General features: G+C 46.8%; 18 protein-coding genes. 13 read left to right on the top strand and 5 right to left on the bottom strand.

What is annotated here, in order from left to right; genetic code table 11:
• Positions 1–41 precede the first annotated feature (41 nt).
• From QUB25_RS25455 to QUB25_RS25430, 6 genes are all read left to right on the top strand, one after another.
• Positions 42–554, top strand: coding sequence for a DUF4112 domain-containing protein (locus QUB25_RS25455; RefSeq protein WP_333187465.1), 513 nt, complete (start codon positions 42–44; stop codon positions 552–554).
• Positions 555–1,275: 721 nt separating this feature from the next.
• Positions 1,276–1,884: a PadR family transcriptional regulator gene (locus tag QUB25_RS25450; protein WP_333187462.1), complete on the top strand. Its 609-nt coding sequence runs from the start codon at positions 1,276–1,278 to the stop codon at positions 1,882–1,884.
• A gap of 269 nt (positions 1,885–2,153) precedes the next feature.
• Positions 2,154–4,019, top strand: a complete 1,866-nt coding sequence (locus tag QUB25_RS25445; protein WP_333187460.1) for an efflux RND transporter periplasmic adaptor subunit — start codon at positions 2,154–2,156, stop codon at positions 4,017–4,019.
• A gap of 184 nt (positions 4,020–4,203) precedes the next feature.
• On the top strand, positions 4,204–7,407 hold the full coding sequence (locus QUB25_RS25440; RefSeq protein ID WP_333187457.1) for an efflux RND transporter permease subunit: 3,204 nt from the start codon (positions 4,204–4,206) through the stop codon (positions 7,405–7,407).
• A gap of 27 nt (positions 7,408–7,434) precedes the next feature.
• A complete protein-coding gene (locus tag QUB25_RS25435) occupies positions 7,435–7,614 on the top strand; it encodes a hypothetical protein (protein ID WP_333187454.1) in 180 nt (59 codons plus the stop codon).
• Between the two features lie 210 nt (positions 7,615–7,824).
• Positions 7,825–8,097 carry a hypothetical protein gene (locus tag QUB25_RS25430; protein ID WP_333187451.1) on the top strand — a complete coding sequence of 91 codons (273 nt, stop codon included), beginning with the start codon at positions 7,825–7,827 and terminating at the stop codon, positions 8,095–8,097.
• 98 nt (positions 8,098–8,195) lie between these two features.
• Here the strand turns inward: QUB25_RS25430 and QUB25_RS25425 are convergent, their stop codons facing one another.
• Positions 8,196–10,403 carry a pentapeptide repeat-containing protein gene (locus QUB25_RS25425; RefSeq protein WP_333187447.1) on the bottom strand — a complete coding sequence of 736 codons (2,208 nt, stop codon included), beginning with the start codon at positions 10,401–10,403 and terminating at the stop codon, positions 8,196–8,198.
• A 133-nt stretch (positions 10,404–10,536) separates the two neighbouring features.
• Positions 10,537–10,734 carry a DUF433 domain-containing protein gene (locus QUB25_RS25420; RefSeq protein WP_333187444.1) on the bottom strand — a complete coding sequence of 66 codons (198 nt, stop codon included), beginning with the start codon at positions 10,732–10,734 and terminating at the stop codon, positions 10,537–10,539.
• A gap of 349 nt (positions 10,735–11,083) precedes the next feature.
• Between QUB25_RS25420 and QUB25_RS25415 the strand changes: the two genes are divergently transcribed.
• Positions 11,084–12,112, top strand: a complete 1,029-nt coding sequence (locus tag QUB25_RS25415; RefSeq protein WP_333035370.1) for a hypothetical protein — start codon at positions 11,084–11,086, stop codon at positions 12,110–12,112.
• Positions 12,113–12,172: 60 nt separating this feature from the next.
• Here the strand turns inward: QUB25_RS25415 and QUB25_RS25410 are convergent, their stop codons facing one another.
• The 3 genes from QUB25_RS25410 to QUB25_RS25400 all read right to left on the bottom strand — a co-directional run bounded on the left by QUB25_RS25410 (position 12,173) and on the right by QUB25_RS25400 (position 13,861).
• Complete coding sequence (locus QUB25_RS25410; protein WP_333035371.1) at positions 12,173–12,508, bottom strand: transporter suffix domain-containing protein; 336 nt, start codon at positions 12,506–12,508, stop codon at positions 12,173–12,175.
• A 111-nt stretch (positions 12,509–12,619) separates the two neighbouring features.
• Complete coding sequence (locus tag QUB25_RS25405) at positions 12,620–13,438, bottom strand: carbohydrate ABC transporter permease (protein ID WP_333187441.1); 819 nt, start codon at positions 13,436–13,438, stop codon at positions 12,620–12,622.
• 231 nt (positions 13,439–13,669) lie between these two features.
• Complete coding sequence (locus tag QUB25_RS25400; protein WP_333035373.1) at positions 13,670–13,861, bottom strand: hypothetical protein; 192 nt, start codon at positions 13,859–13,861, stop codon at positions 13,670–13,672.
• A 70-nt stretch (positions 13,862–13,931) separates the two neighbouring features.
• On the opposite strand from QUB25_RS25400, the gene QUB25_RS25395 reads away from it, so the two are divergent.
• The 6 genes from QUB25_RS25395 to QUB25_RS25370 all read left to right on the top strand — a co-directional run bounded on the left by QUB25_RS25395 (position 13,932) and on the right by QUB25_RS25370 (position 20,823).
• Positions 13,932–14,624, top strand: coding sequence for an aldehyde oxygenase (deformylating) (locus QUB25_RS25395; RefSeq protein WP_333035375.1), 693 nt, complete (start codon positions 13,932–13,934; stop codon positions 14,622–14,624).
• 145 nt (positions 14,625–14,769) lie between these two features.
• Positions 14,770–15,792, top strand: coding sequence for a long-chain acyl-[acyl-carrier-protein] reductase (locus tag QUB25_RS25390; protein WP_333035377.1), 1,023 nt, complete (start codon positions 14,770–14,772; stop codon positions 15,790–15,792).
• A 550-nt stretch (positions 15,793–16,342) separates the two neighbouring features.
• Positions 16,343–17,323 carry an acetyl-CoA carboxylase carboxyl transferase subunit alpha gene (accA, locus tag QUB25_RS25385; RefSeq protein ID WP_333187436.1) on the top strand — a complete coding sequence of 327 codons (981 nt, stop codon included), beginning with the start codon at positions 16,343–16,345 and terminating at the stop codon, positions 17,321–17,323.
• A 242-nt stretch (positions 17,324–17,565) separates the two neighbouring features.
• On the top strand, positions 17,566–18,291 hold the full coding sequence (locus QUB25_RS25380; protein WP_333187433.1) for an SDR family oxidoreductase: 726 nt from the start codon (positions 17,566–17,568) through the stop codon (positions 18,289–18,291).
• A gap of 110 nt (positions 18,292–18,401) precedes the next feature.
• A complete protein-coding gene (gene folE / locus QUB25_RS25375; RefSeq protein WP_333035382.1) occupies positions 18,402–19,136 on the top strand; it encodes a GTP cyclohydrolase I FolE in 735 nt (244 codons plus the stop codon).
• Between the two features lie 262 nt (positions 19,137–19,398).
• Positions 19,399–20,823 carry a phosphoglucomutase/phosphomannomutase family protein gene (locus QUB25_RS25370; protein WP_333187430.1) on the top strand — a complete coding sequence of 475 codons (1,425 nt, stop codon included), beginning with the start codon at positions 19,399–19,401 and terminating at the stop codon, positions 20,821–20,823.
• The last annotated feature ends 135 nt before the right edge of the window (positions 20,824–20,958 follow it).

Here is a 20,958-nt window from a genome sequence, read left to right as displayed (position 1 = left end):
TATCATAAACTAGCATTTATATCGCACTTGAGAGTAATTAAATGTCACGTTCTCCTCTACAAAATTCTTCCGCAAATACTCCCAACCAATCTCATGTTGCATCCTTGCGCCGAATCCGCCGGATCAGCCATTTACTAGACAATGCAATTCCGATTCCTGGCACAAAATACCGCATTGGACTCGATCCAATATTAGGACTGATACCGGGAGGCGGCGATTTAATCAGTTCAATTTTTGCCGGCTATGTTGTCTTCAAGTCCGCTCAAATGGGAGTGCCGCGAGAGACTTTAGTACAAATGGCTGCTAACATCGTGTTTGATACATTTGCCGGTACTGTACCCGTTGCCGGAGACTTGTTGGATGTTACTTGGAAAGCTAATGTCAAAAATATAGAATTGCTGGACGCTCATTTAGGTTCCCCTGAACCTGGGAAAAAAGCGGATTGGCTATTTGTGGCGGGGCTGCTTTTGGGTTTGATGTTAATTGTCGGAGGCGTGATTTTCTTGAGCGTGATGCTTTTTGGCTGGCTATTTCAAGTAATTACAGGGCGTTAATCTTTGGTGTGATGCTGAAGATAAATCACTCTCTTTGTGTCATATTAATAGCATCTAATCGGGGAAAGTATTCCTTTCCAACCATCTTTGAGGATGATTAATAGCAGGGAAAAACATCTGGGTTTAACTACCCGTAGGATGTATTGCTTTTTTTTATCCCTCAACAAAGAGCGAGAATCTCACATATTCGTACCTTACAAACAGGTCGAGTAAAAACAAACCCAACACTTTTTTTGCTGCAACACTTGAGAAAAATAATATCAGTATCAGCTACCAAAAAACAGCGGGTGCGCTCAATCTTCAATAAATACTAAAATGTGTCAGCGTTTTAAAATTTAACCAACCCATACCAAGAAAAGTTCTGAGCCTCTTACCAAGAAGAGATATGTGGCAGAAATCGGATCTGTTGAACAAAGTTTATTAAAGCACTTATGAGACATCAAAGACCAGACAGCATCTCAGTTGTGTCAAAAGTGAGATGCTGTCTGGTCTTTGACCGAAATCGAGGTGAATCAGCACTCTTCTTATATCTCAAATGGATTTTATAATAAAAAGTAAAGCGATCGCCCTCTCTTGACCATAAAATAATATATATTAAGGGTATTGACAAATACTATTAAATGTGTATAGTGTATCGGGTCGGTGAAACTAGCTATTTACCAGATCGCCGTTGAGTCCGATATAGTGATATAATCCAGACTATAATATCAATTTGATATAAATGCTTGAATTATCAGCGCTTGGGCTGCTACAGTTGCAACCCCTGCACGGCTATCGGCTAAAGCAACAACTGGAGCTGTTTATGAGCAGTTGCATCAGCGTCAACTACGGAGCGATTTACCCGCTGCTGAAGCGCTTGGAAGAGCGAGGGGAGATTTCGGTAATAGCCGAAGAAGCCGGAGATGCGGGCTGTCCGCGCAAAATCTACGGAATTACCGCCAAAGGGCGCGAACTCTGGCGGCAAAAAATGCTCGAACACCCTCAAGAAAGCTGGGTTAACAGTGGTTCCCGGTTCCGAATCAAGTTTTTCTTTTTTGGTAACTTAGAACCTGAAGAACGGCTGAAGCTATTGGAACACCGCTTGCGAGCCTGTTACACCCGGCAAGACTACATCGAAAGCCTCAAAAGCGAATATCCACTAACCGACGACTATCAATTCGCCTCTCGCGATCGCTGCAAGTCAGTGCTGGCGTCAGAGATAGAGTGGTTAACCGAGCAACTAGCCAAGGAAAAAAGCGCGATCGCCGGAGTGCGTGACTCCCTCACCTCCGCTGAATCCGCCGACTCCAAGGAAAAATCCTTCCAACTCACCCACTCAGGTGAGTCATAAGAAGGATGTGTAATCTTCCGTGCCATCGTAACTTTTGAGAGATAACAAAAAGCTTTCCTAAAAATAATCACTCCCTAGCTTGGCTAACTGCGATCGGACTAAAGCCCTGCACATACCCCAACCCCATTAAAAAGGGACTTTCCAGATTCCATCCTGTTTAAAAGCGCTTGTCCTTATTCCCCCTCTGTTTGAGGGGGCACCGGAGGAATCAAAGATTCCGCCAAAGTCTCAGTAAGTCAGAAGTTAAAAAAATCTAAGTGGTGCTGCCCATGAGTTATTCTAAATCCCCAGAATCGGTCGTTGAAGCCCAAGAGCAAAAATCTGCCACACCGGAACTCCACCCAACCAATGCAGACAGCGATCGAGCGCAGGATTTGGCCCCCCTTGCCGATCGCCCCGAACATGTTGCTAAACCGGAACTGCACCCAACCGATGGAGACAGCGATCGACCGGATGATTTTCCGCCTATTGTCGATCGCTCCGAACCTGTTGCTAAACCACGATCGCGCTGGCCCCTAATTGCCGCGATCGCGATCGCCACAGGCGCAGCAGGTTTCGGCTGGTACTCGTGGCAATCGGGTCATAATCGCGCACAGCCACCGGCAGCAGCAGCCCAACCCCCAGGCATACCAGTCAAGCTCGCAGCCGTACAAACCAGCTCAGTCCAAGATTCCTCGGAATTTGTCAGCAGCTTAGAAGCCAAGCGTTCGGTAGAAATCAAACCCGAAGTAGAAGGGCTAGTCACGGAGATTTTTGTCAAATCCGGCGACTTCATAAACAAAGGGCAAGCCATCGCCCGCATGAAAAGCGAGAGCGCCCAAGCTGACTTGAGGCAATCCCAAGCCAACCTGATCCGCGCTCAATCCCATTTAGCCGAATTGCAAGCAGGAGCAAGGCCCGAAGAAATCGCCCAAGCTCAAGCCCAAGTCGCCCAAGCCCAAGCCAACCTCGCCCAACTGCGATCGGGCTCTCGGCCAGAAGAAATTGGTCAAGCCCAAGCCCGCGTTTCCCAAGCTGAAGCCGACCTCGCCGACGCCCAAACAGGTAGCCTCTTAGAAGACATTGCCCAAGCAAGAGCGCAAATAGAGGCAAGCACAGCCGAAGCAAAATTAGCCAGCCAGCAGCTTACCAGATATCAGGCCTTGGCCAAAGAAGGCGCAGAATCCGCGAACACCCTCGAGCAATACACCCAAAAAGAAGGCACCGCCAAAGCCAATCTCCGAGAAGCTCAAAGGCGGTTCGAGCAGCGGCAAAAGAACAGACAAGCCGAGATCGAGCGCCGGACAGCGGCCTTGCAACAGCAGCGGCAAGCTTTGCGGCAATTGCAAAACGGTTCGCGCCCAGAGGAAATAGCCAAAGCCGAAGCAGAAGTTGCACAAGCCAAGAGCAGATTGGCGCAGTTAGCCAACGGAACTCGCCAAGAACAGATCGATCAAGCCCAAGCGCAAGTTGCCGAGGCCGCCGCTCAAGTGCGCGGCTTTGAAGTACAACTGCAAGAAACTGCTGTCATCGCGCCTTTCGCGGGAGTCATCGGCGACATACCAGTGAAAGTAGGTGATTACTTGCAAAAAGGTAACGCCATTGCCACCCTGACAGAAAACCAATTGCTAGACTTGCGGTTATCAATTCCTTTGGAACGGATGCCTCAATTACGCTTAGGGCTGCCAGTACAGATGCTCGACGCTCAAGGAAAGGCGATCGCCCAAGGTCAAATCAGCTTTATCTCCCCAAACGTCAGCGCCAATTCTCAAACAATTTTAGCTAAAGCCACCTTTCCCAACCCCAGCGGCGAACTGCTTAATCTCCAGTTTGTAAAAGCTAAAGTCATCTGGAAACAGAACCCTGGAATTTTAGTTCCAGTCACAGCAGTCACTCGCTTAGGTGGGCAAACTTTTGTCTTCACAGCTCAAAAGCCGGAACAGCCAAAACCTGGAATGCCACCTTTAGTAGCGCGACAAAAGGCCGTGAAATTGGGAGCCATTGATGGGAATAATTATCAAGTTATAGAAGGTTTGAAAGCCGGGGAAAAAATTGTTACCGCAGGCATCCTTAACCTGACAGACGGTGTTCCGATTATGGCTCAAGAGGAAGGAAAAGGCTCAGGAGAAAAATTACCAGTAGAAAGCAAAAAATAAGGTATGTTGTTGCGCTTGAGCGCTCTTAAGATGGTAATTAAGAGCGCTCAAGCGCAACTATCTACCTTACGTGAAACTAATTGATTGCTCCGCTATAAAAAAGGGGGCTATTTTAATTTTTGACTGAAGTGCCTGCAATTAGGAATTAGCAATTATCAACTAACAACTACCCATTACCCAAATAATGTTTGCAGATTTCTTTATTAAACGACCTGTCTTTGCTAGCGTCTGCGCCTTAATTATTATTTTGGTAGGCGCAATCAGCATTCCCACATTGCCGATCGAGCGCTTCCCCGACATCAGCCCTACCCAAATTAACGTCACAGCTAACTATAGCGGGGCGAGTGCTGAAATTGTCGAAAATGCAGTTACCAACATCCTAGAAAGGCAAATAAACGGCGTTGAAGGACTAAAATATCTAACTTCCAGTAGTAGTAACGATGGCACTAGCACCATTACAGCTACCTTTGATTCCTCGCGCAACAAAGACATTGCCGGCGTCGATGTTCAAAATCGAGTTGCAGTTGCTCAACCCCAACTACCAGATGCCGTACAACGCACAGGAGTTACAGTTACAAAACAATCTACAAGTCTCCTATTAGCGATCGGTTTATTTACAGAAAATAAAGAATACGACACCATATTTTTAAGCAACTACGCTGACCTATATTTAGCAGATGCTTTAAAGCGGGTAAAAGGTGTTGGCGACGTGCGAATTTTTGGGGAAAGACGCTATGCAATGCGTTTATGGATAGATCCCAATAAATTAGCAGCTCGCCGTCTCACAATGCAAGATGTAACGAGGGCTCTCAACGAACAAAACTTGCAAGTTGGTGCTGGGAGAGTTGGTCAAGAACCTGCTCCACAGGGACAAATGTATCAAATAGACTTGCGTGCTGAAAGTCGCCTCAAAGAACCAGCAGAATTTGAAGAAATCGTCCTCAAAACAGAGACAAATGGAACGTTAGTTAAATTAAAAGATGTGGGTAGAGCAGAACTAGGGGCAGAGAATTACAGCTCATTTCTGCGATTTCGAGGCAATGATGCAGTAGGTTTAGGGATTTACCAACTGCCTGGAAGTAATGCTTTGAATGTTGCCCATGCCGTCAAAAAAGAAATGGAAAAACTAGCTGTTGCTTTCCCTCCGGGGTTGATACATAGAGTAGCGCTGGACACGACTTTGTTTGTAGAAGAGTCGATGGCAGAAGTAGTCAAGACATTATTTGAATCTGTCTTGCTAGTGGTGATAGTAATTTTTGTTTTCTTGCAAGACTGGCGCACAACTCTTATTCCTATCATCACAATTCCAATTTCTTTAATTGGGACGTTTGCCTTTATCAAAGTTTTCGGATTTACGATTAACAGTTTATCTCTTTTTGGTCTGACATTAGCGACGGGATTAGTGGTTGATGACGCTATCATTGTAGTAGAAAATATTGACCGCATGATCCGCCAAGGGATGAATTCCCGCCAAGCGGCTTTTGAGTCAATGCGGGAGCTTTTTAGCGCTGTAATTGCGACTTCTTTAGTGTTGATGGCAGTTTTCGTGCCAGTGGCATTTTTCCCCGGAACTACAGGAGCGCTTTATAAACAATTTGCGCTGACAATTGCTTTTTCCGTTCTGCTTTCTACCTTTATTGCTATTACTCTCACGCCCTCACTTTCAGCTATATTACTGCGTCGAGGGCCGAAGTTTGGGGGACCGCTAGGTTGGGTTTTTGACCGTTTTAATGGAATTCTCGATTGGGTACAGCGACAATATCGAAAATCCTTAATATTTCTCACAGGAATTAAGACTATTGTCACCCTCGTGTTCATCGCTTCTCTGGGAGTCACCGCTTGGCTTTATTTATCAGTGCCCACAGCATTTATCCCGGAAGAAGACCAGGGCTATTTTATGACAATTATTCAAGGGCCCCAAGGTGTTTCGCTGCAATACACTCAGAAAGTAATGGATCAAGTAGAACAAGAAATCCTCAAACTTCCTGAAGTTGTCGGGACTTTTTCAGTGGGTGGATTTGGTTTTAGCGGTAGCACTTCTAATCAAGGCATTATATTTACTACACTTAAACCCTGGGAAGAACGTCACGGAGAAGATCAAACTGTACAAGCAATTATTGGTAAGTTGCGGGGTCAGTTTTTCTCGATTCCCGAAGCTAGAATTTTCCCTGTGAATCCGCCGGCTATTCAAGGTTTAGGTCAATTTGGGGGTTTCCAATTTCAATTGCAAGACCGCAAAGGTAACAGCGGTTTAGATGGCTTAGTCCAGACTATGGGCGGGATTTTGAAGCAGGCAAATCAGACACCGGGATTGCAAGCGGTATTTAGTACGTTTGCTGCGAATACGCCTCAGTTAATTGTGGAGGTTGACCGCAATCGAGCTAAGGCTCTAGATATTCCCATTAATGATGTTTTCAGTACGTTACAAACGGCTCTGGGTGCTCAGTATGTGAATGATTTTAACCTCCAGCAGCGCAATTATAGGGTGTATGTTCAGGCGGATAAACAGTTTCGCGATAACCCTGAAGATATTGGGAAATTGTATGTGCGTTCTGGAAAGAATGAAATGATTTCTTTGAGCAATTTGGTGAAGATTACTCCGGTGGTCGGAGCACAAACTGTTAACCACTACAATTTATATCGGTCAATTGAAATTACTGGCTCTCCTGCGCCGGGAGCGAGTTCTGGGCAGGCGCTAAAATCGATGGAAAAGGTGTCGGCTCAAGTTTTGCCATCGGGTTTTGGCTATGAATGGTCCGGGAGTTCTTTGGAAGAAATTGAATCGGGGGGTCAAGCACCGATTATTTTCGGTTTGGGGCTAATTTTTGTGTTTTTGGTGTTGGCGGCTCAGTACGAAAATTATGTCGATCCTTTCATTATTTTGCTATCGGTGCCTCTGGCGATTTTAGGTGCTCTTTTAGCTCAGTCCTTGCGGGGTTTGGCGAATGATGTTTATTGCCAGATTGGTTTGGTGATGTTAATTGGGTTGGCTAGTAAAAATGCGATTTTAATCGTGGAGTTTGCTAACCAGTTACGGGAGCAGGGATATTCAATTGCTAAGGCGGCAGTTGAGGCTTCTCAAGAGCGTTTACGACCGATTTTGATGACTTCTCTGGCTTTCGTTTTGGGTATTGCTCCTCTGGTTAACCCAGAAGGCGCGGGTGCAGCTAGCCGCCGATCGCTAGGGAATGCGATCGCGGGGGGGATGGTTGTTTCTACTGTCTTGAGTTTGTTTATGGTGCCGGTTCTGTATGTGGTGGTTGTCTCGGCTCGCGATCGCTTTAAGAAGCGCGATCGACTAGACAATCTCCCCGAGGATGGCACAGTTTTGAACGGCAAAACAACTCCCCACGAGGAGATTGAACGCGATAAAGTATCGCCGTTGTAGTTGGTAAGTGGAAAATACCATCGTTTTGTGAGTAGGATTGGTGCGATCGCCCAAAACCCGCCAATCCCGCATCAAAACCCCCAAAACCCCCAGATTAGTCCGGGGATCAATTATTCAATCCAAAATCCAAAATCCAAAATCCAAAATCGATTGACGGCGGCCCCCATCTGCGGCTACGCTTTGAAGTTAGAGGTTGCTTGCTTGTAGAGGAGGCAGCCCGCGTCGCCCAAAAATCTAGTTGCACTGCCCAAAGCTGCTACCAACAGCAATGGACAGCTAACCGCCAAACTGGTATCAGCAGTCTGGAGGCTAACGGAGCATCATAACATCCTCTGTAGCCGCCCTGCTATGCGTTGAAATGCGGGGCGGCTGGGTTTTTGGGTTTTTCTAGAAAACCCAAAACCAGGAGAACATATTATGTCACAGGAATTCGTGCCTGACGACAACTCTTCCGATCGCCCAAATGACGACTCAGCAGCAGTATGCGAACAGGAAGTGGTGCTGTTAACGGTTGTCGGTTCGCCCAAGGGTGTCAGGGAAACCATACTGACTTTGTACCGACTAGGATTTGCCGAAGTCGGCGATTGGAGCCCCGTACAACGTGCAGCCAATCCGAAGCAGGTGATGAGCGTACTGATCCGTCGGAAGCGATCGACTGATGATACACCGCCGAGAAAATCTGGACGGTAACTTGCGCTGTCATTCTGATTGAAGCGAAGAATCTTCGTGGGGTGGGCGTCTCGCCCGCCCTAAAAATACAATTACTTACTGGGCGTTGATATTGGATTTCAGGGTAGAAGTAAGAGACTTGCGATCGCAGGCAACAATTTACTGCAAGCTTCCACCAATGTCGCCGCACTAGGTAAACCAGCAATAGTCCCTTTCAAAATCTTCATTGCCGTTTTCCCCGCCTTTTGCATTGTACTTTCTTGGGGATTTTTCCCTACTTCTGCCAAAGTTTTTACCTGTTCCAATGCTTCAGCTTTATCATCATCAGATAAATCACTTTCAGCCTCGATCGCTGTTTGTAGCTCAGTCAGTAATTCTTTGATTCCAGGTTCATCAGGTTTAGCAGAATCAGATAATTGATTAATTGTATTGGCAACAGTACCGCTGATATCACCTAAACTTAACGCTCCTGCACCGCTAGCGTTAACGGTTCCGCCTGTAATTTCTATTTTGCGACTTTGGTCGATTTGGTCACTCATAGCTTTACTATTTGCTGTAGATTTAACTTCATTAATAAATTTAACATTTACAGGTGGCGGAGTCAACAATTTTACAAATTCATTCTGTTCCCAATTTTTAGGATTCCCTCCTTTCACTAAGTCTAGAAAGACATTTAAATAATCTTTTTGAAGGGCAATAATTTCATCTTTAGATTTTAATTGCTCGGCTCGCATTTTAGCTTCCAGCCTTGCTTGATAAACTTCGTCCCAAATTTGCTCAACTTTACCCTTATCCGTTCCTTCGGGAACTTTGAGAGTCAGTAAAACATCATTTTCTTTCTTCTCAATTCCTTGAATTGACTCCGGTGTAATGTCTGGAAATTCTTGCATTAACTTCTGAAAAGCGGCGGTAAAAGCTTCGGGGTTAATCCCATCTTTGAGCAGGATTTGCACGGTTGTCAGAATTTTTTTATAGAGTTTCTCGAAATCCCCCGGTTCAAAACACTTGTTGATGTGGTGAGGGCGGCGTTCGCGATCGTCAGTTCCCGGTTTGGGATATTCTAGAAGATAAACAAACCGACAGTCAACGCGATCGAGCTTTGTATTAACGTCAATGTTCCAAGCTTCCAAACAAGCACCTGTAAAATAAGCTGCTGTAAAATCTGTTGCCAAGGCTTGAGTTTCAGTGAGGTTTGCCCATTCCAAATTAGCTAGATGCAAAGTTGCTTCGCTGAGATTAGCCTGCTTGAGATTAGCCTCGTTGAGATTAACGCCTGTCAGGTTTGCTCCTTGGAGATTCGCACCGAAATATGATTTTTTGTAACCATTGCGAGTGATGAGTAATTCTCGGACTCGGGTATCAGCTAATATCGAATTACCGACTCGCGCGCGATCGAGTTTTTCTGTATTGTGGAAGCAAGTGCGAGTGAGATTGGCGGTTCTCAAATCTGTACTTTTGAGGGTGGCCTCAGTGAAATTGGCATCAGTTAGATCCGCATTGCGAAAGCTAGTGCCACCTGTAGCGGCAAAGGCAATGGCGATGCTGCGAATCAAGGCCTGTTTTTCATCCCCAGCCAGGGCACGCCAAGCAACGTAAATACCTAGTCCTGCCGCTGTCGCTGCCACTACCACTGCCCCTGCCACTGCCCCTGCCCCGGCCCCGGCTGCTGCCCCTGCCCCGGCTGCTGCCCCTGCCGCTACCACTGCCACTATCCCTGCGAATGCGACTGCCCCTGCGCCTGCCACTACCGCTGCGACTGTCCCTGCCGCTGCGATTGCCCCTGCCCCGGCGGCTGCCCCTGCGGCTGCGACTGCCGCTGCCCCTGCCCCTGCAACTGCCGCTGCCACTGACCCTGCCGCTGCCCCTGTCCCTGTCACTGCCCTTGCCCATGCCGCTGTCGCTGCCGCTGTCGCTGTCGCTGCTGCTGCCGCTGCCCCTGCCCCTGCCGCTGCCCCTGCGGCTGCCCCTCCTCCTAGACCTTGGCGGATAGTAAGTATAAAGAAGATTGCCAAAACTATCAACACAACCACACCGGGAATAATGGTGTACTGTTTGATGTTATCTGGAGTGAAAAAAACTGCTACCCACAAACTAGCAAAGCCTGACATCAATCCCGATATTAACGATAGAAATAGCGAAACAGTTACTAGAAAAATTGTCCAGCGACGTTGCAGTCCAGCTTTGGCACGGGTGAAGTCAGCTTTTCTGAGGATGGCATCGGTGAAGTTTGCGCCTCGGATGTCTGCACCGATGAATTTTGCACCTGTGAGATTTTGACCTTTGAAGTTGTGACCTCGGAGATTTTGACCGGAGAAGTCTTTGGGCATGATTTCACGCAGCGAGATAATATTATGTCCAGTCAATTAATGACGACTACAGTGCGAGCTTCTAGCTCGCGAGCCTTACCCTTTTACTACAGAATCATTATTAGCGATTACCGAAACATAATATGATAACTATTTAATAAAAACTCCAATAATTCCACATATCATGTTGCGTCATATCCGAAAAAACATTTAAAATTTGTTCATAACTAATTCCATCCTCGAGATATTTCAACAGTTCATAAACCGTACTTATCATGCCTATAATACAAGGTTTACCACCTCGCTTACCCGGTTCGATCGCAATAATATTAGCGATGTCTTGTTCTGACATGGCACTTTTCCTTTAGCTTATTTTCTCAATTCTCGGCTAACAAAGGGATAGAGCCCTCCTAACGTTTGGTAGCTTCCAGCATTTTATTAGTTCCTTTAATTTCTTAATTCACTTTAACTCAATCCCCACACAGCCAGCACTCGCATCAAGTCCCATCCGGGGGGTGCCCGGAGTCATTTTGGGTATCTTTTCGCCGATCGCCCTCCATCGTGCAATAATAATATGACTTGCACACAAACTCTATTAGTAGGTAAATCTTGCCTACCTTACCGCTACATATAGCGTCTCAACTGTCAACCCGTGCAACTTCTCAATTAAACCGGCTGTTGCACTACACAAATTTTTCCTAATGGCTGAAGTCCCCCTAAATCCCGCAGAACTTGCAGAAGCCCTCAACGGCTTTACCGATATCAATTTCCAATTGCCAGACCCCGAAGACGAACAAATACCAGACTTTGATTTTGACAATCAGGTTGACAATGCCTGGAAAGTGTGCGATCGCTTCGACTTGCAAACCGACATTTGGCGGGGACGCATTCTCCGAACAGTTCGAGACAGAGAAAAAAAAGGCGGCGAAGGACGCGGTACAGGCTTTTTGAACTGGCTCAAAGAAAGAGAAATTGGCAAAAGTCAAGCATATTCTTTGATAGAATTAGCTAATAGTGCCGATACTCTGATCCAGCAAGGAGATTTAGACCCAAATTCCATTAGAAACTTCAGCAAAAGAGCCTTTGTAGAAACCGCCAAAGCATCTCCCGAAGTCCAGCAAATGGTAACAGATGCCGCAGCAAGTGGCGATCGCATCACCCGCCGCGAAGTCAAACAACTATCCGACGAATGGATGGCAATGAACTCAGATTTATTGCCAGAAGAAGTCAAAGAAAAAGCATCTACCGGTTCTCTACCTTCCCGCTACCTCGCTCCTTTAGTGAAAGAAATGGAGAAACTCTCCCCATCTCACCAAAGCGAAATTCAAAAAGAAGTAGCAGAAAATCCCGACGTAGATACTGTCAAACAGCTAACTTCCGACGCCAAGAACTTATCAAAATATCTCGACGCCGCCGCCCAAGTGCAAGCTCTCAATCAGTCTCATTTAGATATGGAAATGGCCTTAGAAGAATCTTTGCGAGTCGGCTGTTTGGGAACCACCGCCGACGTTGTAAAACAAGCCGCACAGCTAGAACAAACAGTAGTCAAACTCTACACGATTTGGAAGCGTTTAGGCAGTTTAGCCGATAGATTGTACGTGGATACAGGAGCAAGCACACCCAATTTGCGGTTGCTTTTGGGATGCTTGGACACTCTTTCGGGAGAAAAGATTGAAGTGGATTTTGGAGACGGAGAACGCTCTATTCGCTTGCAAATTTTCAGCGAATAACTCAACCTTGCCCGCAGATAAACGCCAATCTCCAGGCTCATTATCGGCGTCGATTCCTGTTCATCTGCGGTTAAAATTTCTGATTTTTTTCCAAAGATATCGGGGATGCAAATAACGCCGATATTTGGTAACTACTTCTTTTCCCAACAGCACTACGCTAATCCAAAAACAAACCTCGGCCCCAACAGCCAGAACGACAGATAAAGTAGTTTTTTGGGTAATGTCCAGCGGCAGGAACGGCACAACAAAAAAGACTGCCAACCACGGTAGAAAAGATACGATAAATAAAAATAAACCGAGCTTCTGCATAGATTCACATAATACAGCTTTGATATGCCCTTGATCTCTTAGTGTGCTGAAAGTAAACTTCGTTTGTATAGTAGCGAGTTCAATCACCGAGTGACTACAAAATCACATCTGGCACCATTCTCAAGAACAGACCCGAAAGCCTGTTCTTGAGAATGGTTCCACAAATGACTACAAACTTAATTGCCAAGCATCTCCAACTCAATTCTTAATCCCCGTCGCCGCAATCCCTCGAATAAACTGCCGCTGACCGACCAAAAACAGCAACACCACCGGCACAGTTCCAATTACCACCGCCGCCATCAACAACTGCCAACTGCTAGTAAACTGTTCCTGAAACTCAGCCAGAACCAACTGCACAGTCCGCAACTCCGGCCGTGTCGTAAACACCAGCGGCTTAAACAAATCGTTCCACTCCCCGATAAAGGTAAACAAAAACAGCGTCACCAAAGCAGGGCGGGCCAAAGGTAACATCACCTGCCACAAAACCTGCCAGCGGTTAGCCCCATCCAGCATTGCAGCCTCCTCCAACTCCACCGGAACAGTCATAAAATACTGGCGCAGCAGAAAAATCCCAAAACCGTTAGCCGCCGTCGGCAAAATCAGCGCCCCGTAGGTATTCAGCAGATGACCCCACTTCAAAACCAAGAAAATCGGAATCACCAAAAGCTGAAACGGAATTACCAGCGTTGCCAAAACCCCCAACACAATCGCCTGTCGCCCGCGAAACTTCAGCCGGGCCAAGGCGTAACCGGCCAAAGCAGAAGTTACAACCTGAAAACCCGTCACTGCGATCGCCACTAGAGTAGAATTAAGGAATGCCAACAAAAAATTGCCCCGTCGCCAAGCCTCCTGATAGTTCGCAAAAGTCAGGCCTGTGGCCTTGACACCGACACTAGATGGTGATAACGAAACCAAAAATACAGCAGCTAGTGGCAGCAGCACCAGCGCAGCACCCGCCAGCAACAAAATAAAACTCAGCAGTTCCAGCGTTTGAGACCTGTCAAAGGATTTACCCATAAATTTGTGAATTAACCTAAAATAATAAGCCTGTGAGGTTCTCCAACCCGATCGCATCCCCGATTCCCATACAACAACATAATAGTCGTAGAAGGAAAGAAGGAGTACCTAGGGAGGAAGTTGTGATTAGGATATAATGTTATAGATAGAGTTGGTACTGTAAAACCCTGAAAGGTGGAGACATAGACCGTATTTCTATCATCTATTTCCGGGCAAAAGATCGACTAACGACTAATTCAAGTAATTAGTAAATAGATAGCATTCTAGCGATAGTCTTTCTGGAGTGTTCGACGGCAAAACTCCGCCAAACACGCTGATGACGCCAGTTTTTCCCGGAACGTCAAAGAAAAGTTCTTTGTCGAAAGAATCCTCAGCTATAATCTCTGATTTAGATGGGGTGCGTTCAAAAAAGGTAAAGTGCACTGTCACTGACCCCCAATTTTAAAGTGGTTTGCAGACATCCCACAAGCTTATATGAGGAGACTACATATCTATGCCCCAGCTTGAGGCCAGCCCAACAATTGACTTTCAAACCGAAACTTACAAAGATGCTTACAGTCGCATCAACGCCATTGTGATTGAAGGCGAACAAGAAGCTCACGACAATTACCTGACACTGGCCGAACTGTTGGCTGACAAAAAAGCAGAGTTAGTTGGCTTGTCCAAGATGGAGAACCGCCACATGAAAGGCTTCCAAGCTTGTGGCAGGAATCTTAAAGTCACGCCGGACATGGCATTTGCCAAAGAGTTCTTTTCGGAACTGCACAAAAACTTCCAGACGGCAGCGGCCCAAGGTCAGATTGTAACTTGCTTGTTGATTCAATCGCTAATTATCGAGTGTTTTGCGATCGCAGCTTACAACATCTACATCCCCGTCGCCGATGACTTTGCTCGCAAAATCACCGAAGGCGTCGTCAAAGAAGAATACACCCACCTCAACTTTGGGGAAGTCTGGCTGCAAGCTCACTTTGAGGAATCCAAAGCCGAACTCGAGGCTGCCAACCGCCAAAACCTGCCCATCATCTGGAGACTGCTAAACTCTGTCGCAGACGATGCCCGCGTTTTGGGAATGGAAAAAGACGCTTTAATCGAAGACTTTATGATTGCCTACGGCGAAGCCCTAGGCAACATAGGCTTTAACAACCGCGATATCATGCGGATGTCAGCACAGGGCCTCGCAGCCTAGTTAATTTGGAAATAAGGAATGGGAAAAAAATTAAAAATTAAAAATTAAAAATGGGATACCTCATTTTAAAATATACATTTTTAATCTTCCCATCTTCCCATCTTCCCATCTTCCCATCTTCAATCTTCCTTCATTTGACAACTTAATGTTTGGTCTAATCGGTCACTTAACCAGCTTAGAACACGCCCAATCAGTAGCTAACGAGCTGGGCTATCCAGAATATGCCGATCAAGGTCTCGATTTTTGGTGCAGCGCACCGCCCCAAATAGTTGATCAGATCACGGTAACAAGCATTACTGGACAAAAAATAGAAGGCCGCTATGTGGAATCCTGTTTTTTGCCAGAAATGCTAGCCACTCGCCGGATTAAAGCAGCTACTCGCAAAATCCTTAATGCGATGGCACACGCTCAAAAAAACGGGATTAACATCACTGCTTTAGGCGGCTTTTCTTCGATCATTTTTGAGACTTTCAACTTGCAGCAAATTAAGCAAATTCGCAATCTCAAGTTGGAGTTTGAACGCTTCACCACTGGTAACACTCACACGGCTTACATCCTCTGCCGCCAAGTAGAAGAAGCAGCCCCTAAATTGGGGATTGAACTTTCAAAAGCCACGGTAGCCGTTTGTGGTGCTACTGGCGATATTGGCAGTGCTGTGTGTCGCTGGCTCAATGTTAAAACAAATGTAGCAGAATTGTTGCTCATTGCCCGCGACAAAGAACGATTGCAAGATTTGCAATCGGAATTGGGCCGAGGCAAAATTATGGACTTGGAAGAAGCCCTCCCCCAAGCGGATATTGTAGTGTGGGTAGCCAGTATGCCCAAGGGAGTAGAAATTGACCCTAAGACATTGAAGCAACCATGTTTATTGATTGACGGTGGCTATCCGAAAAATCTGGCAACTCAGGTTCAGCATCCAGAAATTTACGTACTCAATGGCGGCATTGTGGAGCATTCCCTCGATATTGAGTGGAAAATTATGAAGATTGTCAATATGGATGTACCGGGCCGACAGTTGTTTGCCTGTTTTGCTGAATCAATGCTGCTGGAATTTGAAAAAATGTATACCAACTTTTCTTGGGGACGCAATCAAATTACTGTGGAAAAGATGGAGCAAATCGGTCATATTTCTGTCAAGCACGGTTTCAGACCTTTAATGTCATTTTGATGTGATTTGTTGTGGTTATTGGTTATTGAGGAAAGTTTTTCTGATAATAACCAGTAACTTTTTTTATACAGTTAATAGTGAATTTTTAACACTTAACTATTAACATTAGAGCAGCTCACACAACCCGAAGAAAAGTAGTTTGTAGTTCGGAACAAGCGGATGTGATTGGTGGCAAGAGTTGGTCTTTAATTCTTCTGATATTTGAATTTTGGCGAAAAAAGGTAATATAGACACGGCTGTTAAAGCTTCCGAAGGGGTCAGTTCGATCGCGCTGGTGTCGCTTTTTGGAGTTGGGAACAGTTCAGCAGGGTTAGGTCTTTTGTGGCGATGGGGAAACCCAGGAGCGCTGGGAAATATGGGCCTAAAACTCAGAAGTAAGCCAAAATAGTGTAGCAAAAAACGAGGCTCCAGCCTCTGGTTTTCAACCAGCTTAGTAAGCCAAGCATAATTCAAAATTTACAACTTCCAAATTTCCCCTCTTTTTCAGCATCCCCTGACAGGGTAGGATCGGAAAATAGTCGATCGACAAAACCTTATAGAAATTATCCGCGTGCCAAACCCAGATCGTAAACCCTTACTCTTAGATTTTGAAAAGCCCCTGGCCGAACTCGAAGGCCGAATTCACCAGATTCGCGAACTCGCCGAAGAAAACAGCGTCGATGTCACCGACGAAATCCGCAAACTCGAAGCTCGCTCAGCCCAACTGCGACAAGAAATCTTCAGCAGCTTGTCCCCCATGCAGCGGCTGCAACTCGCCCGTCACCCGCGCCGCCCCAGTACCCTCGATTACATTCAGGCAATGAGCGACGAGTGGATCGAGCTTCACGGCGATCGGCGCGGCGGAGACGACCCGGCCCTCGTCGGTGGAATTGCCCGCATAGATGGGCGTCCCACAGTCATTATCGGCCATCAAAAAGGGCGCGACACTAAAGACAATATCGCCCGCAACTTCGGTATGGCTGCTCCCGGTGGCTACCGCAAAGCCCTGCGGTTGATGGAACACGCCGATCGCTTCGGAATGCCGATTTTCACCTTTATCGACACTCCGGGGGCTTGGGCGGGCTTAGAAGCAGAACAGCTCGGACAAGGAGAGGCGATCGCCTGCAACCTCCGAGAAATGTTTCGCCTCGACGTTCCCATTATTTGCACTGTCATCGGCGAAGGCGGTTCCGGCGGCGCTTTGGGTATCGGTGTCGGCGAGCGGCTGTTGATGCTGGAACATTCCGTCTACACCGTCGCCACTCCCGAAGCTTGCGCGGCCATTCTCTGGAAAGACTCTGGCAAAGCTAACTTGGCCGCAGAAGCCCTGAAAATCACTTCCTGGGACTTGAAAAACCTCGGCATTCTCGATCAAATAGTACCAGAGCCGATCGGTGGCGCTCACTCGAATCCCCTCAAAGCTGCTTCCATACTCAAACAAGCTTTGTTGGAAAACTTAGCAGAACTCACACAGCTTACGGCTCAGCAGCGACGCGAGCTTCGGTATCAAAAGTTTCGCCACATAGGTGTATTCACTGAAATTTCTGCTTGAGCCGATCGATTCAGAGTTATCAGTTATGAGTTAAAAATTCTTAACTTTAAACTCATAACTCACAGCTCATTATTCTGCCGATCAGTCAGCAGTGTTATAATTTCTCAGGTGACACCGGCTTAACAGTTCTTAATGTTCATCTCATAATTAACTGTTATCACCCGCAGCAGACAGTTGTTTAATTTGCCGAAGAAGGCTGCAACGCTGTAGGGAGTTGCCGAGCGAAAGTATTAGGACACTGAATGAACCATCCAACAACAAAGCAGGCTCTGATTACCGGAGCCAGCAGCGGTATTGGCAAAGCGACGGCTCTAGCGTTCGCCGCCGAGGGCATAAATCTGGCATTAGTTAGCCGAGAGTCGGAAAACTTAGAAGCCGTTGCCGCAGCAGCCCGAGAAGTCGGAGTGAAAGCAGAAGCTTATCCCTTAGACTTGGCAAAAATTGAGCAAGTGCAAAGCAGCATCAGCGCGATCGCATCTCAATTGGGCTCCGTAGATATCCTGGTCAACAGCGCTGGCATGGGCTACACCGGCTCTTTGACGGAAACGCCCCTAGCCGAGTGGCAGAGCGTTCTAGACCTCAATCTGACTAGCGTTTGGCAGTGCATTTTAGGAGTTTTGCCCTCCATGCGCGATCGCAGATCGGGAATCATCATCAACGTTTCCTCGATCGCCGGCACCCAAGCCTTCCCCAACTGGGGAGCCTACTGCGTCAGCAAATTCGGTCTCATGGCTTTGTCTAAAACCTTAGCCGCCGAAGAACGGGCTCACGGAATTCGCGTAACAGCAATCTGTCCGGGTTCTGTCAACACTCCCCTGTGGGACACAGACACCGTAGACGCCGACTTCGATCGCAGCTCCATGTTAACCCCAGAAATCGTGGCCCAATCAATTCTGCACGCAGTTCAGTTGCCAGCAAGTGCAGTAATTGAAGAAATCACGCTCATGTCCAACGCAGGAGTTTTGTGAACTTGAGATTTTAGACTGCTGGATTTTTCTCGAATTCAACAATCTTTGAATCTATAGCTATATCCCCCAATCCAAAATCGCAAATCGATTCACCCTCACACCAAATTGTTATGACAATTGCATCTTCCCCCGATTCCAATGGCTCGAACTCAATCTCGACTGACAGCATGAAACTGTTACAAACCGCAGACAACAACACCCCGCGCATCCCAACTCGACCAGATCGCAATTCCTCGAACGGTCAAGAATCCAGCGTGCCCAAACCTTCAGAAGTAGGCATGGAAGAAATGATGGAGGCCGTTCGTACAATGCTGCTGGGAGTAGGAGAAGACCCCGAACGTGAAGGATTGCTCAAAACCCCAAAACGGGTAGCAGAAGCAATGCGGTTTCTCACCAGTGGTTACAGTCAATCCCTCGAAGAACTCCTCAACGGCGCTATCTTTGACGAAGGCCACAACGAAATGGTACTGGTGCGAGACATCAGCGTATTCAGTATGTGCGAACACCATATGCTGCCGTTTATGGGTCGAGTTCATATTGCTTACATTCCCAACCAAAAAGTAGTGGGATTGAGCAAATTAGCCCGAATTTCCGAGATGTACAGCCGCCGATTGCAGGTGCAAGAACGTTTGACGCGCCAAATTGCCGAAGCAGTTCAGACAATATTGGAACCGAAGGGAGTGGCCGTAGTAATGGAAGCCAGCCATATGTGCATGACGATGCGGGGTGTACAAAAACCCGGTGCTTGGACGGTTACGAGTGCAATGTTGGGCGTGTTCCAAGAGGAACAGAAAACTCGCGAAGAATTCCTGAATTTGATCCGCCACCAACCGGCATTCTTTTAGTCGGTTGACAGTTGACAGTTGGCAGTTGGCAGTTAGCAGTTAACAGTAATTAGTAAGTTGGGTTGAGGGACGAAACCGAACATAATCTATCCAGCAACGCTAATGACAGCCAGCCAACAGTCAGCAGCTAACAGTCAACTGTCAATAGCCAGAGGAAAGGCTGTGGAAGCAATTCCCTAATCTAAAATCTAAAATCTAAAATCAGATGACGATCGACTGATAAACCCATAAAATAGACGGGTGACTCATGACTTGTGACTAAATGAATCCTATTAAATTCGGTACAGATGGCTGGCGCGGTATCATTGCTGACGATTTTACATTCGATCGCGTAGCGTTAGTCGCTCCCCTAGCGGCACAAGTTCTCGCACAAACCGGCAGTAGCGATGGCAGCAGCGGTACCGTAATTGTCGGTTACGACCGCCGATTTCTGGCTGAAGAATTTGCCAAAACAGCGGCTGTTGCCGTCCAAAACGCAGGATTTGACGTGCTGCTGAGCGAATCCTACGCCCCCACTCCAGCTTTCAGTTTAGCTGCCAAACAATTAAATGCTTTGGGTGCGATCGTCCTGACAGCCAGCCACAACCCCGGTGCATATTTAGGGTTAAAAGTCAAGGGCGGATTTGGCGGTTCAGTTTCGCCCGAAGTTACTCAACAGATAGAAGCAAAACTCGAAAATCCGGCGGCACTTTCAGCAACTCCAGGCAAATTGGAGAATTTCAATCCTTGGCCGGCTTACTGCAAAACCTTGCGGGAAATGGTAGATATTGAGGGGATTAAAGAAGCAATCGCCAGCGGCAAAATTACAGTATTTGTAGATGTAATGCACGGTGCCGCCGCCGGAGGATTAGCTCAAATTTTAGAAGTTCCGGTACATGAAGTCAACAGCGATCGAGATCCGCTGTTTGGTGGCGGTGCACCGGAACCTTTGCCGCGATACCTGTCGCAGTTATTTCGGGTGATGCGTACTCACCAGCGAAAAAGCTCTGGTTTGTCGATCGGATTTGTATTTGACGGAGATAGCGATCGAATTGCAGCCGTTGACTCTAGCGGCAACTTTCTCAGTTCACAAATCCTAGTTCCCATATTAATCGAACATTTAGCAAAACGGCGCGGCTTGACGGGGGAAGTCATCAAAACAGTCAGCGGTTCAGACATAATTCCCAAAATTGCCAAGCTGTACAACTTGCCATTATTTGAAACGCCAATCGGTTACAAGTATATAGCCGATCGAATGTTAACCACCCAAGTCTTAGTCGGTGGCGAAGAATCGGGAGGAATTGGCTACGGTACACACATTCCCGAACGAGATGCTTTACTGGCAGCGCTGTACTTGTTAGAAGCAGTTGTCAAATCCGGCGAAGACTTAAGCGAAATTTACAGCCGACTGCAACAAGAAACAAGCTTTACTTCAGCGTATGACAGAATCGACTTGCACTTAGCAAACATGGAAGAAAGGTCGCGTTTGCTGTCGCTGCTGCAAAATCAACCCTTAACAGAAATCGCCGGCAAAGCCGTTGTAGATTGCAACAAAGTTGACGGATATAAATTCCGCTTAGCTGACGGAAGTTGGCTGTTAATTCGGTTTAGCGGAACCGAACCAGTGTTGCGGCTGTATTCAGAAGCGGCGACATTGAAAGAAGTTATGCAAAACTTAAACTGGGCGAAAAACTGGGCGCATAATTAATCCGAGTTTTCAACCGCAGATAAACGCAGATAAAAATAGCTCAAATACTATCAGCGTTAATCAGTGTTCATCCGCCGATATCTGCGGTCAAAAAATTCCATTATTTCCCAGCCTACAAGCAATAAATTCCCAAGC

Source organism: Microcoleus sp. B3-D7, assembly GCF_036705305.1.
In the GTDB taxonomy this organism is placed as follows: Bacteria; Cyanobacteriota; Cyanobacteriia; order Cyanobacteriales; family Microcoleaceae; genus Microcoleus.
This window is presented reverse-complemented; position numbering and strand designations above follow the sequence as displayed.